This window comes from Acinetobacter courvalinii, from assembly GCF_014635545.1.
Lineage (GTDB): Bacteria > Pseudomonadota > Gammaproteobacteria > Pseudomonadales > Moraxellaceae > Acinetobacter > Acinetobacter courvalinii.
This window is the reverse complement of record NZ_BMDA01000001.1, coordinates 1500115-1514565: the sequence shown is the minus strand read 5'-3', so window position 1 is coordinate 1514565 and position 14451 is coordinate 1500115. Positions and strand designations below refer to the sequence as shown.

Here is a 14451-nt window from a genome sequence, read left to right as displayed (position 1 = left end):
ATGATTTCTCATCTTCTCTCATCTTATTTGATTTAATCGGATTCTGACTTATGACAACCCCTTTAAATGAACGTCGTATTGCAAACGCAATTCGTGTCTTGGCAATGGATGCTGTGCAACAAGCAAACTCAGGGCATCCAGGTGCACCAATGGGGATGGCAGATATCGCTGACGTTGTTTGGCGTGAATTTTTAAATCATAACCCGACCAATCCGCAATGGGCGAACCGCGACCGTTTTGTCTTGTCGAATGGTCATGGCTCGATGTTGCAATATGCATTATTGCATTTGACTGGTTATGATTTATCTATTGAAGATTTAAAACAGTTCCGTCAATTACATTCTAAAACACCGGGCCACCCTGAATATGGTTATGCGCCTGGTATTGAAACTACAACTGGTCCATTGGGTCAGGGGATTGCCAATGCAGTCGGTTTTGCGCTGGCTGAAAAAACGTTGGCTGCACAGTTCAATAAAGATGGCTTAAACGTTGTTGATCACTTTACTTATTGTTTCCTTGGCGATGGCTGCTTGATGGAAGGTATTTCTCACGAAGTATGTTCACTTGCAGGCACATTAGGTCTGGGTAAGCTAATCGCATACTACGATGACAATGGTATCTCGATCGATGGTGAAGTTGAAGGCTGGTTCAGCGATGATACTGAACAACGTTTCAAAGCTTATGGTTGGCAAGTGCTACGTGTAGATGGTCATGACGCTGATGCAATTCGTCAAGCGACTGTAGAAGCGAAAGCTGAAAGCAATAAACCAACCATCATTATCTGTAAAACAGTGATTGGTTTGGGTTCACCAAATAAACAAGGTAAAGAAGACTGTCACGGTGCACCACTTGGTAAAGACGAAATCGTTTTAACCCGTGAAGCATTAGGCTGGAAAGAAGATTCATTTGTTATCCCTGAAGATGTTTATGCAGCTTGGGATGCAAAAGCAAAAGGTCAAACCTCTGAAGCAGCTTGGAATGAATTGTTTGCTCAATATCAAGCAAAATATCCAACTGAAGCAGCAGAATTATTACGCCGTATCAATGGCGATTTACCTGCTGAATTTGCAGCACAAGCAGATGCTTTCATTGCTGAAACCAATGCTAAAGCTGAAACCATTGCAACACGTAAAGCAAGCCAAAATACCTTACAGGCATTCGGTCCATTACTTCCTGAATTATTAGGTGGTTCGGCTGACTTGGCGGGCTCTAACCTGACACTTTGGAAAGGTTGCCAAGGCGTTCAAGAAAACCCAGCGGGTAACTACGTGTACTATGGTGTGCGTGAATTCGGTATGACTGCAATCGCGAACGGTGTGGCTTTACACGGTGGTTTCGTTCCTTACGTTGCAACATTCTTGATGTTTATGGAATATGCGCGTAATGCAGTACGTATGTCTGCATTGATGAAGCAACGTGTGATTCATGTGTATACGCATGACTCAATCGGTTTGGGTGAAGATGGTCCTACGCATCAGCCAATCGAACAAATTGCATCATTACGCGGTACACCAAACTTAAATACTTGGCGTCCATGTGATACGGTTGAAGCAGCTGTTTCTTGGAAATCTGCACTTCAACGTAAAGAAGGCCCATCTGCGTTAATTTTCTCTCGTCAAAACTTGCCATTCCAAGCGCGTAATGAAGCTCAAATTCAAAACGTTGCAAAAGGTGGTTATGTACTTGCTGAAGAAAAAGGTGAGTTGAAAGCAATCATCATCGCAACAGGTTCTGAAGTTTCATTGGCAATGGAAGCATATGCACAACTTGAAGGTGTGCGTGTCGTGTCTATGCCATGTGCCGAAGAGTTTATGAAGCAAGATGCTGCATATCGTGAAGCGGTATTACCTGCGCATATCCGTGCACGTGTAGCGGTTGAAGCGGCTCATGTAGACTACTGGTGGAAGTTTGTTGGTTTAGACGGCAAAGTGATCGGTATGACCACTTACGGCGAATCTGCGCCAGCAAAAGACTTGTTCCAGTTCTTCGGTATCACCACTGAAGCGGTTGTTGCTGCGGTTAAAGAATTGACTGCTTAATTGAATTAAGTGGTGTAAAAAAGCGCTCTGATTAGAGCGCTTTTTTTATGATGGTTAAATGGAATATAAAAAAATGAGACGATTTGCATTTTCAAATAAAAAAGAACGGGGAATTCCACGTAAATTAAGAAATCTTAGGTGTTGGAGTGAAAGTTTTAAAGGGTATTTCCCTAATTTAGAGGGGTATGAAGAGCGGTATTATAATTGGAAGATACCTGTACCCATGAATATGGTCCAAGGAAAACATACTCAACAAGGCATAAAGGCTGAGTGTGCTCAATATCTTATTAATGCTTGTCAGTATTTAATTGAGGCTAAGCCCGTTAGGGCAAAATTTTGTAAAGTGGCATGTGTCATTGTGCAACCAGATATGTTTGCGAGTGAAATTTGTTTATATCTGGATGAAGATTATTTTAATGCCCATACCTTGTCGACAGGATGCTATGATTCCAAATATCTTTTAGGAGATGAAATGAGTCTGGCTCGTAGCTGGGGATTAAAAATTCCTGAGAAAATGAAAGAGCAAGGAGTACATATTCATTATATTGACCCGAAAAATGAAACAGATAATTATATAGCCGATTACTGGTACTTTATTGAAAATTAAAAGATTAAGGTGTTAGGATGAAAAAAAAATTTGTACTTGGTGCTTTTGAAGAAATATTAAATGATATTAAATATAGGTATTTGAAAAATTTAAATAAAAAAGAAATGTTTTGGTTGTGCGCACAATATAATTTTTTATTTCTCGCATTTCAGGAAAGTTTTAAAAATAAAAATGGTGACCCAGTATTTGGTGGTGATTATGCTTATCGTATGCAGACTTATTTTGAAGAGGCTATTCAAGCTCGAGTGAAATATCATCACATGCCAAGTTGGACAAAGTTAAAGGGCAAAATATTAGTATTTGATGTGTACTCATCAATGTTTGACTGTTTAGGTGAAAAAGAAACAGCTGGCTTTATAGATGGTTCTGATACACCACCTCCTGAATTTTGGATTCATTTCGATGGGGTAAATTTATATTCATTTATTCCAAATGAGCTCACAAATATTGTCGACCTAGCAATAGATATTTCGATGAGTGGCTCATTGGAATGGTATACAAATGTGATTGAAATTTAGTGTAAGGGCTACTTACGCAATATTTAATTCACTCTGAATTGAAATATTTGACGTTAATAACTTATGAATCGGGCAGCTTTCCGCAACTTTTAACAAACGTTTGTGCTGGTCTTCGGTAAATTCACCTTTTAAGATAATTTTACGTTCAATATTGTTGTGTCCTGATTCAGGTTCACCATTGGGATTTAAGGCTAAATCGACCTGCACATGCTCAAGCTTGATGCCTTTATGATTGGCATACATTTCTAAGGTAATGGTCGTACAGGCACCTAAAGCCGAAAGTAATAGCTGAACTGGGTTGGGTGCAGTATCTTGACCGCCTTTATCGGCTGGCTCATCTGCATACCAGCTATGACCAGAAGAATCTGTCAATGTAACGCGATAAGGTGTTGACGTACTGAGTGCTTGAGCTGTATGTGTCATGTTTTACCTTGTTGTTTATCTTTAAGAATTTAAATCTATATATGAACTGATCTTGTTACTTCTCAGATCAATTGTCGAGTAGCGAATAGTCTTATGATAGGCGTTTTACATAATAACTGTAACGCTTTTATTGTTGCATGGATGAAACATATCGTTTTATAAAGACTAGTGAATAAAAATACTTGATCTATACACTAATGGCTATATCAAACAAGGATACGAAAAATGCAATTTAAAACATTAAGCCTCGGTTTAGCAGTCGCGTTAGCTAGTTCTGTAACTTTGGCAGCGCCAGTCGATTATAAAATTGATCCAACACATACTGCGACAGTATTCAGCTGGAACCACTTTGGTTTCTCTACACCAAGTGCAAACTTCACAGATATTCAGGGTACAATTAAAGTTGATAATGCAAAACCTGCAAACTCATCCGTTGAAGTAACGATTCCTTTAAGCAGTGTCAATACTAATGTGCCTGCCTTAGACAAAGAGTTCCAGGAAGAAGCTTGGTTTAACGCTGCAAAATATCCAAACATAACTTTCAAAAGTACTAAGGTAGAAACCAAAGACAAGAAACACTTCAAAATTACAGGTGATTTAACGGTTAAAGGTGTAACTAAACCTGTGGTATTAGATGCTGTACTGAATAAACAAGGCGAGCATCCAATGGCAAAAGTACCTGCAATTGGCTTTAATGCAACCACAAGCTTTAACCGTTCAGCATTTGGTATTGGTAATTACGTTCCAAACGTAGGGGATAAGATCACTGTGAATATTACAACTGAAGCAACTGCTGCAAAGTAATATCGAAATTGATCAAAAAGCCTGAATGACTAGCTTATTCAGGCTTTTTTATTTGCTTATTATTCATGTTTTATTATTAGTTTTCTAATATTTATTTATTATCAGAATACTAATTTTTTATACTAATACGTGACCATTAACTGTGTTTTATCTTTGAACGACGTTTGGATTGGTAAATATAACGAATCGAATCGACTACTTCACCCACGAAAATACATTCTTCGTCCAAGGGAATAATATTCGGTTTAAATTCCGGATTAAGCGCCTGTAAGTATCTCGAATTATCAGTCTCGATCACCAGTTTCTTGAAGGTGGCATCTTCATGTTTTCTCACCACAATCATGTCACCTGATTGCATATCACTATACTGGACGGTTGGATCAACCAGAATGTAATCACCTTCATGAAATACAGGATAATTACTTAGGCCTTGAACTTTAAGATAAAAACACTGATCACAATCATCGGGTAGCGGTAACCATTCTTCAACCTGAGCCATATCAACAGCTTGCACATTGGTAAAAATACCTGCTTGTACCCATGACAATACTGGTGCCATCTTGGCCTGAACCGGAGAAATATTAATTGCATGTTCGGGCTGGGATGGATCTGGATCGGCTTGTCCTTGACCAGTTTGCAGCCAGTAAGCATCGACACCTAAGTATTTGGCGATAGAGGGAAGATGCGAGGATGAATTCACTAATCCTGTTTCCAGTTGACTCAAAGCGGACTGGGTTATTCCGACAGCGGCAACCACATCTTTTTGAGACTTCTTTGCTCTTTTTCTAGCTTCTTTGAGCCTATCTTTTAGCATTTCAATCGACCTGAATATTATTAAATTCAGAATATTAGCAAACTAATGTGAAGTCAAATTAGTATTCTTATTGATTTAATATTAGTTTGCTAATATTATGGTCGTATTACTTAAATTTCAATGTGAGAGGTGGCGTATGGGCAAAGCAATAACTCCAAACATGTATATCAAACAAAACTTAAATGCTGAAATTGAAGCCTGGTTGGCAAAAGGCAATGCAATCACCCAGATTCAAACTAAATTTCAGCCACGAAGAGTGGAATACAGTAAAAAACTAAAAGCAATGCGACTGGAAGATGAGCAGAAACAGCTCAAAAAACAAAAGCGTATCGACAATCAGGCTACGGAACAACAGATTACGATGCTCAGCAACTGGCTCAATCAACACAAGGGTAGAGCCAAGGCCTTGGTTGAAGTGCTCGGCTGTGCGCATAGCTATATTTCTCAAATCAAGAGCTTTACCCGGCCATGTAGCAAGAGCCGATTTGAAGAGATCAAACAGGCCATGCACTGTGTGGAGCAAACAGAAAAATATCATTAATTCAAAGATGAAAAGAGAAAGCAAGGTAGCGTCAGGTCGTAAATAAAGTCATGACATGCACAAGCAAGCATGAACATGATGATTCAAGTTGGCAAAGGATCTATTACTTGAGGGACAACATAGATCAAGCCAGAAAAATAAATAATGAGATGAGGTGAAAATATGAATGCGATGGTAACTAAATTTGAAAAATTTGAGTGGTTAACACATGGTTTAACGGTAAGTTCTCCAGGTTTTGATCCTTACGTGCGTGGCACAGGCGAGCGTTTAAGCTATCAGGATCGTTTAGGTGCGATTGCTGCAATGGATACGCAGTTGGCCAAGTCCGTGACCGCATTGATTGTGTTTGAAAATAAGTCAGCTACAGATTATGACTATATCCGTCAGCATTTGGCAGATATTTTTATTAAACAGGCTGAACGAGATAAAAAGCGTGAACCAGAACGGATCGCCATGTATCACTTGGCCTGGTTGGTATCTAGAATAGTGTTGGATTTCGTTTTAAATCCGGAACTGGAAGAAAATTACACAGCGAAAGGACGTTTGGCCTATGCTGGAATCCATCGCCATCAACTTAATGTAGAGAGCTATCGAAAGACTTGGAAAACTTATGAAAATTTGATGGTTAAAGCATTAGAGACAGCTATTGAAGAAGCAGAAATCGTGATTGAGCAATATCGTAAAAACACTTACAAAAATATGCATAACTAAGGATTCCATTATTTCGGAAAGCACGCTATAGTTTTACTATACTGGTCGTATTAAAGATTAAATATGACAAAACTTGAAAGCTCATCATAGATGGGCTTTTTTGTTGCCTAATGAAAACTCGGTTCCGTCATGGAGACCGAGTTTTTTTATGCCTAAAACCTGGAATGGGTTTGAAATTTATAAAGAATTTGAGGTATTTGAAAATGAAGAGTACAAATAATATTAGCTATTTAAACCAAGATTTAACGCGTTTTTCTCCCGCCGCTATTGCCCCGTCTTGTATGCAGATCACACCAGATGCGGCGGGTGTGACCTTAATGGAATCTAATCCATATCTAGGTGCCTTAAAAGTTGTTGAAGATATGCAGGAACCCGCTCTTAGTTATGATGATTATCAGCTCATCCAGTCGCGCAATATGCTTGCTGTGACGGAAGCCAAATTTATACCGGATATTACTGCATTCCGTCCTGCAAACATGCAAGGAATGATCGAGCCGCTACAGGCAGATCGTGACTATAAAATTATGATTGGTGAGCAGGCTGAAACCCTGATTCTTTTTAAGAATGATCATGATCATGTCACGCTTAGTATCGAAGCTAAACGAGTTGTGATGTTCAGTAGTACTGATTTGCCCATCACCCTAAATGATTTTAATAAAATTGAGAATCTGGTGATTCGGGTAACAGCAAACGCTGTACAGTTGTTAAAAATCAATGATAAGACTGTCCATACACAGGCCTATCAATTAGATATGGATTTCGAATATGTGCAACTGGAGGCAACTGAACTGCCTTATGATCTGTCCAATGTCTTTATCCAGTTTGGATGGGCCGAGCAACTGACCAAGGTACCGTTCTTATCGGCTTATTTTCAGGTAGGTCAGGGTAGTTTTTCCTTGAGTAACTCAAATGCATCTCAGCATGCTTTTATGCTTGCTGGACTTGCCTATCCACCAGAAAGAAAGCTGATTGCTGATCAGGTGAAGCAGGGATTTGTCATTTACAGTTTGTTTGTGGATGAGAAGTTCACGGTGATATTAGGGGATTATGGCAGTATGGATAATGTCACTTTTACGCAAGATGAGCCTTGTTTAAATCCAGTTATCACTTTTGAAATCACAGGCAAGCATTCGATGAATGTCTATATTGATGGAAAACTGATGGGGGGCTGGGTTTCAAGTCATGGATTAGAGTTACCAGAATTTTATCAAGTTATTGCATTGGATGGGCTGACTCAACTGGATTTTGACTTAAGAGCAGCCTATGCAGCAGTTGAAGAAGAGATCTATGCTGTAAATACAAACAATGCAAAAAATTATGACTCAGTGCATAAATACAAGCTTTCGCCTAAGCGACTGAGAACAGGTCATTATTTACCTTTTTCTCATTCGCAGTATTTGCCGCTTTATCCACTGTGACTTTTTTAATGAGTTGACCTCCCACGCGGGAGGTTTTTTTATAGATAAAACATGTGCTGTGATAGGAAGTGAATAACAAGAGTGATGACTTCAATAAGGATAACGGCTGCTTTATAAAATTACCTTATTTAAATAATGCCCTGTATCTCTCAGGGCTTTTCTTTTTGGAGGAGGAAAATGGTAGACCTCGTTTCAGCGGGTGCAGACATTGCAGCCGCAATAAAATCTTATGGTGTGTTTTTTATTATCTTGATGGCACTCACCTTCATGCTTTTGGCCTGGATTGTTGTTGTGATGACACGGTTGCCAAAATCTAGGCGTGAGTGGGTGGTTTCATTAATTTCAACTTCGGTCGGAAGCATTGCGGGTGGTGGTTTTATGATCCAGCATTTTGATTTGCAAGACTGGAGTAAGAATATGTTTGGCGCATTTGCCCTCGGTGGCTTGTATTTCCTTTGTGGCTTACCTGTGTGGGCACTTATTCGCTGGACTTTTAACTATATCAATGCAAGAGAGGATTCAACGATTCTAGATGTTGCAAGAGAAGTAAAAGACTTTAAAGACAAATTTTAAATAATAACTTCAGTTTAATGCCGCCTTCGGGCGGTTTTTTATTATAAAGAGGAAAAGAACATGACAATTACACAAGATGGTTTTGATATTTTGCGCAAAAATTTTGGCAAGTTGGCACAATCTCAGGTCGATGGCATTAACTTTCTTGTCTCGGTGCTGGCTGAAGATACGGCCATTATAACTACACAGGCGGCTTATATCTTGGCAACGGCCTGGCATGAAACAGCAAAAACCATGCAGCCAGTGATCGAGTACGGCTCTGAAAAATATTTAAAGTCTAAGCAATATTATCCCTATATTGGTTATGGCTATGTGCAACTGACATGGTTGTCCAACTATAAACGCATGGGCGATTACTTAAAAATTGATTTAGTCAAAAATCCAAAATTGGCTTTACAAGCTGATATCGCGGCCCGTGTCATGATTGTCGGTATGAAAAAGGGCATGTTCACAGGTAAAAGACTTTCTGATTACATCAATCAGCATAAAAAGAATTATGTGGGCGCACGCTATATTGTCAATGGAACAGATAAAGCTGAACTGATTGCGAGCTATGCCGAAATCTTTGAACAGGCTTTAGAAGCTTCTGAAGAGGTTGTTTGTCATTAAGCGTATATTCAATCTATTCCCTTTGGAATTCTATACTCACAAATATAAGCGCTCAGCGTTAACTGAAGCTGAGCGCATAAGACTATGCAGTCGCATTAATTAAATGCATCTGCATAGACCACGTTACCTGATGGGACATGTTCAGTAAATGGCAAAATTTGGAAATACGCTGCTGGCACACCTTGTAATACAAGTCTTGCATCTGCTTTAAAACCAAATTTACCGTAATAGTCAGGATCGCCGAGTAAAACACAGCCAACAGCATCTAAATCCTTGAGAGCTTCAAGGCCTGCATGCATCAGTTTTGCGCCAACGCCTTGACCTTGATATTCAGGTAAAACTGAAATTGGCCCTAAGCCATACCAGCCTTTAGTGCCATCTGAGATTTTCACAGGGGAAAATGCAATATGTCCAATTAGTTTATTATTACTGATCGCAACCAAAGATAAACTCAATTGGCCTGAATTACGTAAAGTATTCACAATAAATTGCTCTGTATGACTCGAATGCTCTGCATCGGCGAAAGCCGCTTGCGTTAAGTCAAAAATAGCTTGAATATCGTATAGTTTTTCATCACGAATCTGTATGTTCATCTTTATTTTCTCTTGTGTTTCCTGATTTAGGATGGCCCGAATCTGCTTGAGAGTGGGGTTGGCTTGAGTGTATTTTTCACCGTAACTAAGATTAAATGCATAATCGAAATTAACAGGGTTAATACCTTGATTATGTTGCAGAATGGTCTCTAACTTATCCAGAGCTTTAACCAATCTGGCTTCAGTTGTTTCTGCATCTTCATATTCTTGCCAAAGTGATCGAATCAACATTTGAGGTTGATCATCTAAACATTCGGTTAATTGATAAAGATCCTGTTTCTCCTGCTGATTCTTCGCTGGAAATTGATCTTTCATAATGGCTGGAATATCACCATGAAGAGCTTCACCTAAGTCATGAATCAGGCACATTTTTAGTATTTTCTCGAGATTAATGTCTTCGAATTGATCTGCAAAAATCATCGCCATTAAGCATAAACGCCAACTATGTTCAGCAGTACTTTCTTGGCGACCATTGGAAGTATGTGAAAATCGCAGCACATTTTTTAGTTTTTCCGCTTCTCGTAAAAAAGCTAAGCGGTTTTGAATTACGTCTAGTTCCATTTTCTTTCTCAAAATAAACCATATGTAATTTGGACAAACCCGATCTAAGATTAGATTGATAGACATCATCAAAGTACAACCAAGGATTTATCCAAACCTATGGTTGTGTTAACGATTGTCTAACTGTGGGCGTACTGATCTAAGCCCATGTAAATTAATTTGATAGGGCTGTCCATTAATGGATTTAATCAGTTTTTTCTTTCTTAGCTTGTTAAAAACGGCAAGGTCGCAATCGGACAGCAAGAAACCTTCTCGGCTATAGCACTCTACAGCGATGATTTGACCTGAGTCATTACGAAGTTTTACGATTTTTCCGCCTTTTGCTAAGACGTGCAGTGTCCGTTGTTCGGACTTAGATAAGTTCATGTTGTTATCCAGATAGAAATAATCAGAGGCAAAGTTAGGCTTAACGCCCAAAAAATCGCGCAGATAACCAATTTCAATGTGCTATTGAAATTTAGTTACCAGATTACTGCTATCTCCAACATAAAATCCTCGATATGGATGCGATACGATGTGTATCGCTGAAAATACTAAAGCAAGATAAATTAAAAAGCAATAATTGTGTGAGAAACACTATTTGAAGTGCAGGCAAAGCTTATCTTTTCGGGCGCTTTTCTTTGAGCTGTAAGTAAGCTGGAACCGATTTTTTAGCTTGATGGCGCAACAGTATTTTAATATACAGCACAATCGCGAAGCAGGCTGTCGCAACCGTCAGCATCAGGCCATTCATATAACTCATGACCGAGCTGACATAACCGATCGTGGCTAAACGGCGTTGCATGCGTTCGACCTGAGTACTGGATTCAACACCGGTAATCGCCCAGGTACATAAGTGTTCGCAGTTGTTAATGATGAGATGGTAGTGATTTTCATGCATGCGTGAGCGCATACGCCGTACTACGGTTCTGGCCTTGTAGCGCGGGGAGTGATAGTCCCTGATATAAATAGGCTTTCCTCGCGCAAAACGCTGGATAGAGGTCATTTCAATCGGATGCTTTTTAAAGATATGGGCAAAACCGGAATAATGAATGACTCGGCCACGTCCTGCATAAATGCCGTGGTGACTATAACCAAAGTGTTTTACGATCAGATGGGCGCCAATTGGAAAGCGCGGATGTCTTTGCTGCATGTTGATACAAGGTTATTGTATTTACACGCTTATTTTAGTGAAAAAATGTGAATCAATCGAGCTTATTTATACACTCAATCCGATGATTATGTGTGGAGTTTGTATCTGTCATTCAGCATGATTTGCTGTTGTGAGAAAATAGCCAGATCTCATCTTAAATATATCGCATAATGAAAATCTGGTTACTGTTCGCCTTTACATTTTTAGCTGTTCCATCTGCATATGCGATGCAGCAGCAAGCTATTCAATTTAATCAGAACAGCTACGATGTCATTAAAGTCGACCACCTGGATCAACTGGAATTATTTTTAAAAAATCCTGAAAGCAATCGCTACTATCAAAAGTTTGCAACTTTACAAAAAGCATTGCCGCCTTGTGCCCAACTCAATTTTGCCATGAATGCGGGAATGTATCATGCTGACTTTCAGCCCGTCGGATTATATGTCGAACAGGGCAAAGAGCTGCGCCAGTTAAATCAGACCCAAGGATTTGGTAATTTCTTTATGCAACCGAATGGAGTTGTGGCGTGGAATGATCGCCGTGCCGTTATCAAAACCACGGCCGATTATGCACATTCAGGTTTTCAGGCACAGTTTGCGACCCAGTCAGGGCCGATGCTGGTCTATCAGGGTAGAATTAATGATCAATTTTTACCTGACTCAACTTCACTTAAAATCAGAAATGGGGTGGGCATAAAAAATAATGAGCTGTATTTTGTGATTTCACAACAACGGGTAAGTTTTTACCAGTTTGCGCAGTTTTTTAAGCAACAGTTGAAAATAGATCATGCGTTATATCTGGATGGATCGATTTCAAGTATGTATTCAATACAAAACAAACGCCATGATAAGCGATTTAATCTGGGACCGATGGTGGCAGAAGTGAATCGGGAAAAGTGTAAATCTTGATGACACCCTCATCTCCTGATTTTAAGGAGATGAGGGGCTTATTTTTATTGAATCGGTGGTTTGATCATCGCAAGTAACTCTTTGCGGCTATAACCCCGAGAAATCAGTACTTTCTTAATGCCTTTAATGACATCCTCATCTGTTGCTTTGACTAAAGCATCGAGTAGCTGTTCATTGGTTTTGCAAGAACAATCGTTTTCAACGCAAGAAGTCTGGTTCTTGTGTTCGTTATATTGTTCGTCTGCATTGAACAATTTTTGCCAAAAACTCATAGAGCCTTCATTAACAACCTAACATAGCTCGAAATATAGCCACTTTAAAATAAAATACAAGTCAGCTTAAGTGATAAAAGCAGCAGTTGAACTTCAATTTTTTCGATGAGTCTGCTCATCTCAAACGAAATTATGACGGTATCATGACTTGACCTTTGAAAAATATCACTTTTTTATTCATATACTTTGAGCAAAAATAAAGGGTTATTGAAACCCTTTATAATTTATTGTTACGTTGAAATAATTTGTTTAAATCTTCTCAAGTAAAACACCCGACTCAACATGATGGGTAAAAGGGAACTGATCGAACATAGCGAACTGCACAATGCGATGGGTTTGAGTCAGTGTGTTGAGATTGTCATGCAGGGTGTCCGGATTACATGAGATATAGAGAATACGCTTGAATCCCTGTAGCAGTTTCAGCGTCTCATCATCAATGCCTGCACGTGGCGGATCGACGAAAACTGTATCGAAGTCATAGCTTTGAATATCAATTTCAGCTTCTTGCAGGCGTCTAAACTCACGTTCGCCCTGATAGGCTTGGGTAAACTCTTCCGCAGATAAACGCGCTACCTGAATATTCTCAATTTGGTTTTGCTCAATATTCCATTGCGCCGCATAAACCGAAGATTTAGCCAGCTCAGTGGCAAGGACACGATTGAATTTTAAAGACAACGGTAGGGTAAAGTTACCGTTACCACAATACAATTCTAAAAGATCTTGTTGAGATCCTTGTACAGCATCACATGCCCATTCCAGCATATGCTGGCACACTTGCGCATTTGGCTGGGTAAAACTGCTTTCAATTTGTTTGTATTTAAAAGTACGACCATGAACATTGAGCTGCTCAACCACATAGTCATCGCCAATAATCACTTTTTGGCCACGGCTACGCCCCATGATCTTGATATTCAGTTTTTCAGCTAACGCTTTTGCTGCCGTTTCCCATTCTGCATCCAGTTTACGGTGATAAATCAGCGTAACCAGCATTTCTCCGCTTAATGTTGCAAGGAAATCCGCTTCAAAAATACGTTGCGATAGAGTCGGTACTGCTTTTAATTCTTCTAATAGACGCGGCATCAAGTCATTGATGCTTTGGTCGGCAATCGGAAACTCATCCACACGAACAACTTCTTTTTGCTTTCCATCTTCAGCACGTTCAAACATGGCATAGAACAGATCATCTTCGGTATGCCAGAGACGGAATTCGGCACGCATACGGAAATGTTGTTCGGGTGATTGAAACACTTCTAAAGCTGGTGGATTGAACGGGGCAAATTGTGCGGTGATTCGTTCAACTTTCTCTTGAAGTTGCTGCTGGTAAGAGATGGTCATAAACAAGAAAACTATAGGTGAAATCTAAACAGGAATGGTATCAAAAAAAGTGCTACAAGGTGCAGGGAAATTATCAAATTTGCTTATTTGTAAGCTGGATGGGGATTCAGCACATTCTGTATAAATAGTGCTTTAATCTGACGATACTGCTCTGGTGAAGTACCTGAACAACTTTGTTTGAGTTGGTTGTATTGCTGAACCAGCTCTGGGTGACGTCGTAGTTGATCCCGAAAAGTAAGAAAATTTTGAAATTCCGAGCCCGTCATAACTATTTGCAAGGCGACATCATGCGCTTGTGATTGCAACATACATAGCTCATGAGTACGTAATGTATCCAGCTTTTCTTTAAAATTAAGTTGTTGCAATTCTTTAATGGCATCTAAAAACTGTTGAGCGGGGACTTCAATATAAATATCGAGATCACCCTTTGAGATTGCATTGGGGATCGCGGATGAACCAATATGTTCAACAATGGCAAAAGGGATAAGCTGCTTGATCTTCGTTTTATAATCTTCAAAAAGCTGGGCACAGTGAGGCTGATATTCAGTAGCGGGGAAAAACTGCATTTTCAGGTTCTCATTTTTATAATTGCA

At 39.5% G+C, this 14451-nt stretch carries 18 protein-coding genes; 10 read left to right on the top strand and 8 right to left on the bottom strand.

What is annotated here, in order from left to right; translation table 11 throughout:
- Positions 1-50 precede the first annotated feature (50 nt).
- The 3 genes from tkt to IEV39_RS06845 all read left to right on the top strand — a co-directional run bounded on the left by tkt (position 51) and on the right by IEV39_RS06845 (position 3164).
- Positions 51-2039: a transketolase gene (gene tkt / locus IEV39_RS06855; protein WP_005285242.1), complete on the top strand. Its 1989-nt coding sequence runs from the start codon at positions 51-53 to the stop codon at positions 2037-2039.
- A gap of 73 nt (positions 2040-2112) precedes the next feature.
- Entirely contained in the window at positions 2113-2646 is a 534-nt protein-coding gene (locus IEV39_RS06850) for a DUF3916 domain-containing protein (protein ID WP_005285245.1), read from the top strand.
- 17 nt (positions 2647-2663) lie between these two features.
- Positions 2664-3164: a hypothetical protein gene (locus IEV39_RS06845; RefSeq protein WP_005285250.1), complete on the top strand. Its 501-nt coding sequence runs from the start codon at positions 2664-2666 to the stop codon at positions 3162-3164.
- Positions 3165-3176: 12 nt separating this feature from the next.
- Here IEV39_RS06845 and IEV39_RS06840 read toward each other — a convergent pair whose 3' ends face one another.
- Complete coding sequence (locus IEV39_RS06840; RefSeq protein WP_005285253.1) at positions 3177-3587, bottom strand: OsmC family protein; 411 nt, start codon at positions 3585-3587, stop codon at positions 3177-3179.
- Positions 3588-3812: 225 nt separating this feature from the next.
- On the opposite strand from IEV39_RS06840, the gene IEV39_RS06835 reads away from it, so the two are divergent.
- Positions 3813-4391: a YceI family protein gene (locus IEV39_RS06835; protein ID WP_005229947.1), complete on the top strand. Its 579-nt coding sequence runs from the start codon at positions 3813-3815 to the stop codon at positions 4389-4391.
- Between the two features lie 136 nt (positions 4392-4527).
- Here the strand turns inward: IEV39_RS06835 and IEV39_RS06830 are convergent, their stop codons facing one another.
- Positions 4528-5205 (bottom strand): LexA family protein, encoded by a 678-nt coding sequence (locus tag IEV39_RS06830; RefSeq protein ID WP_005285256.1) that lies wholly within the window; start codon positions 5203-5205, stop codon positions 4528-4530.
- A 136-nt stretch (positions 5206-5341) separates the two neighbouring features.
- Between IEV39_RS06830 and IEV39_RS06825 the strand changes: the two genes are divergently transcribed.
- The 5 genes from IEV39_RS06825 to IEV39_RS06805 all read left to right on the top strand — a co-directional run bounded on the left by IEV39_RS06825 (position 5342) and on the right by IEV39_RS06805 (position 9057).
- On the top strand, positions 5342-5746 hold the full coding sequence (locus IEV39_RS06825) for a hypothetical protein (protein WP_005285259.1): 405 nt from the start codon (positions 5342-5344) through the stop codon (positions 5744-5746).
- A 162-nt stretch (positions 5747-5908) separates the two neighbouring features.
- Positions 5909-6457, top strand: coding sequence for a hypothetical protein (locus IEV39_RS06820; protein ID WP_005285262.1), 549 nt, complete (start codon positions 5909-5911; stop codon positions 6455-6457).
- A 203-nt stretch (positions 6458-6660) separates the two neighbouring features.
- Entirely contained in the window at positions 6661-7875 is a 1215-nt protein-coding gene (locus IEV39_RS06815) for a hypothetical protein (RefSeq protein ID WP_005285266.1), read from the top strand.
- Positions 7876-8052: 177 nt separating this feature from the next.
- Positions 8053-8448, top strand: a complete 396-nt coding sequence (locus IEV39_RS06810) for a hypothetical protein (RefSeq protein WP_005285271.1) — start codon at positions 8053-8055, stop codon at positions 8446-8448.
- Between the two features lie 60 nt (positions 8449-8508).
- Positions 8509-9057 carry a hypothetical protein gene (locus tag IEV39_RS06805; RefSeq protein WP_005285275.1) on the top strand — a complete coding sequence of 183 codons (549 nt, stop codon included), beginning with the start codon at positions 8509-8511 and terminating at the stop codon, positions 9055-9057.
- A 95-nt stretch (positions 9058-9152) separates the two neighbouring features.
- On the opposite strand, the gene IEV39_RS06800 is transcribed toward IEV39_RS06805, so the two are convergent.
- The 3 genes from IEV39_RS06800 to IEV39_RS06790 all read right to left on the bottom strand — a co-directional run bounded on the left by IEV39_RS06800 (position 9153) and on the right by IEV39_RS06790 (position 11343).
- Entirely contained in the window at positions 9153-10211 is a 1059-nt protein-coding gene (locus tag IEV39_RS06800) for a bifunctional HD family hydrolase/N-acetyltransferase (RefSeq protein WP_005285278.1), read from the bottom strand.
- 108 nt (positions 10212-10319) lie between these two features.
- Entirely contained in the window at positions 10320-10577 is a 258-nt protein-coding gene (locus tag IEV39_RS06795; RefSeq protein ID WP_005285282.1) for a YjhX family toxin, read from the bottom strand.
- Positions 10578-10809: 232 nt separating this feature from the next.
- On the bottom strand, positions 10810-11343 hold the full coding sequence (locus IEV39_RS06790; RefSeq protein ID WP_005285285.1) for a lecithin retinol acyltransferase family protein: 534 nt from the start codon (positions 11341-11343) through the stop codon (positions 10810-10812).
- 170 nt (positions 11344-11513) lie between these two features.
- On the opposite strand from IEV39_RS06790, the gene IEV39_RS06785 reads away from it, so the two are divergent.
- Positions 11514-12251 (top strand): phosphodiester glycosidase family protein, encoded by a 738-nt coding sequence (locus IEV39_RS06785; protein WP_005285288.1) that lies wholly within the window; start codon positions 11514-11516, stop codon positions 12249-12251.
- A 44-nt stretch (positions 12252-12295) separates the two neighbouring features.
- On the opposite strand, the gene IEV39_RS06780 is transcribed toward IEV39_RS06785, so the two are convergent.
- The 3 genes from IEV39_RS06780 to IEV39_RS06770 all read right to left on the bottom strand — a co-directional run bounded on the left by IEV39_RS06780 (position 12296) and on the right by IEV39_RS06770 (position 14424).
- Positions 12296-12523, bottom strand: a complete 228-nt coding sequence (locus tag IEV39_RS06780; protein WP_004653128.1) for a hypothetical protein — start codon at positions 12521-12523, stop codon at positions 12296-12298.
- 249 nt (positions 12524-12772) lie between these two features.
- Positions 12773-13858 (bottom strand): tRNA (uridine(54)-C5)-methyltransferase TrmA, encoded by a 1086-nt coding sequence (trmA, locus tag IEV39_RS06775; RefSeq protein ID WP_005285291.1) that lies wholly within the window; start codon positions 13856-13858, stop codon positions 12773-12775.
- An 83-nt stretch (positions 13859-13941) separates the two neighbouring features.
- Positions 13942-14424, bottom strand: coding sequence for a GrpB family protein (locus IEV39_RS06770; RefSeq protein ID WP_005285294.1), 483 nt, complete (start codon positions 14422-14424; stop codon positions 13942-13944).
- Positions 14425-14451 lie beyond the last annotated feature (27 nt).

Excerpts from the sequence above, each read along its gene's own strand:
- IEV39_RS06845 (WP_005285250.1), top strand. The coding sequence starts at position 2,664 with ATGAAAAAAAAATTTGTACTTGGTGCTTTTGAAGAAATATTAAATGAT.
- IEV39_RS06815 (WP_005285266.1), top strand. The coding sequence starts at position 6,661 with ATGAAGAGTACAAATAATATTAGCTATTTAAACCAAGATTTAACGCGT.
- IEV39_RS06780 (WP_004653128.1), bottom strand. The coding sequence starts at position 12,523 with ATGAGTTTTTGGCAAAAATTGTTCAATGCAGACGAACAATATAACGAA.
- IEV39_RS06820 (WP_005285262.1), top strand. The coding sequence starts at position 5,909 with ATGAATGCGATGGTAACTAAATTTGAAAAATTTGAGTGGTTAACACAT.
- IEV39_RS06805 (WP_005285275.1), top strand. The coding sequence starts at position 8,509 with ATGACAATTACACAAGATGGTTTTGATATTTTGCGCAAAAATTTTGGC.
- tkt (WP_005285242.1), top strand. The coding sequence starts at position 51 with ATGACAACCCCTTTAAATGAACGTCGTATTGCAAACGCAATTCGTGTC.
- IEV39_RS06785 (WP_005285288.1), top strand. The coding sequence starts at position 11,514 with ATGAAAATCTGGTTACTGTTCGCCTTTACATTTTTAGCTGTTCCATCT.
- IEV39_RS06835 (WP_005229947.1), top strand. The coding sequence starts at position 3,813 with ATGCAATTTAAAACATTAAGCCTCGGTTTAGCAGTCGCGTTAGCTAGT.
- IEV39_RS06795 (WP_005285282.1), bottom strand. The coding sequence starts at position 10,577 with ATGAACTTATCTAAGTCCGAACAACGGACACTGCACGTCTTAGCAAAA.
- IEV39_RS06840 (WP_005285253.1), bottom strand. The coding sequence starts at position 3,587 with ATGACACATACAGCTCAAGCACTCAGTACGTCAACACCTTATCGCGTT.
- IEV39_RS06770 (WP_005285294.1), bottom strand. The coding sequence starts at position 14,424 with ATGCAGTTTTTCCCCGCTACTGAATATCAGCCTCACTGTGCCCAGCTT.
- IEV39_RS06800 (WP_005285278.1), bottom strand. The coding sequence starts at position 10,211 with ATGGAACTAGACGTAATTCAAAACCGCTTAGCTTTTTTACGAGAAGCG.
- trmA (WP_005285291.1), bottom strand. The coding sequence starts at position 13,858 with ATGACCATCTCTTACCAGCAGCAACTTCAAGAGAAAGTTGAACGAATC.
- IEV39_RS06825 (WP_005285259.1), top strand. The coding sequence starts at position 5,342 with ATGGGCAAAGCAATAACTCCAAACATGTATATCAAACAAAACTTAAAT.
- IEV39_RS06830 (WP_005285256.1), bottom strand. The coding sequence starts at position 5,205 with ATGCTAAAAGATAGGCTCAAAGAAGCTAGAAAAAGAGCAAAGAAGTCT.
- IEV39_RS06850 (WP_005285245.1), top strand. The coding sequence starts at position 2,113 with ATGAGACGATTTGCATTTTCAAATAAAAAAGAACGGGGAATTCCACGT.
- IEV39_RS06790 (WP_005285285.1), bottom strand. The coding sequence starts at position 11,343 with ATGCAGCAAAGACATCCGCGCTTTCCAATTGGCGCCCATCTGATCGTA.
- IEV39_RS06810 (WP_005285271.1), top strand. The coding sequence starts at position 8,053 with ATGGTAGACCTCGTTTCAGCGGGTGCAGACATTGCAGCCGCAATAAAA.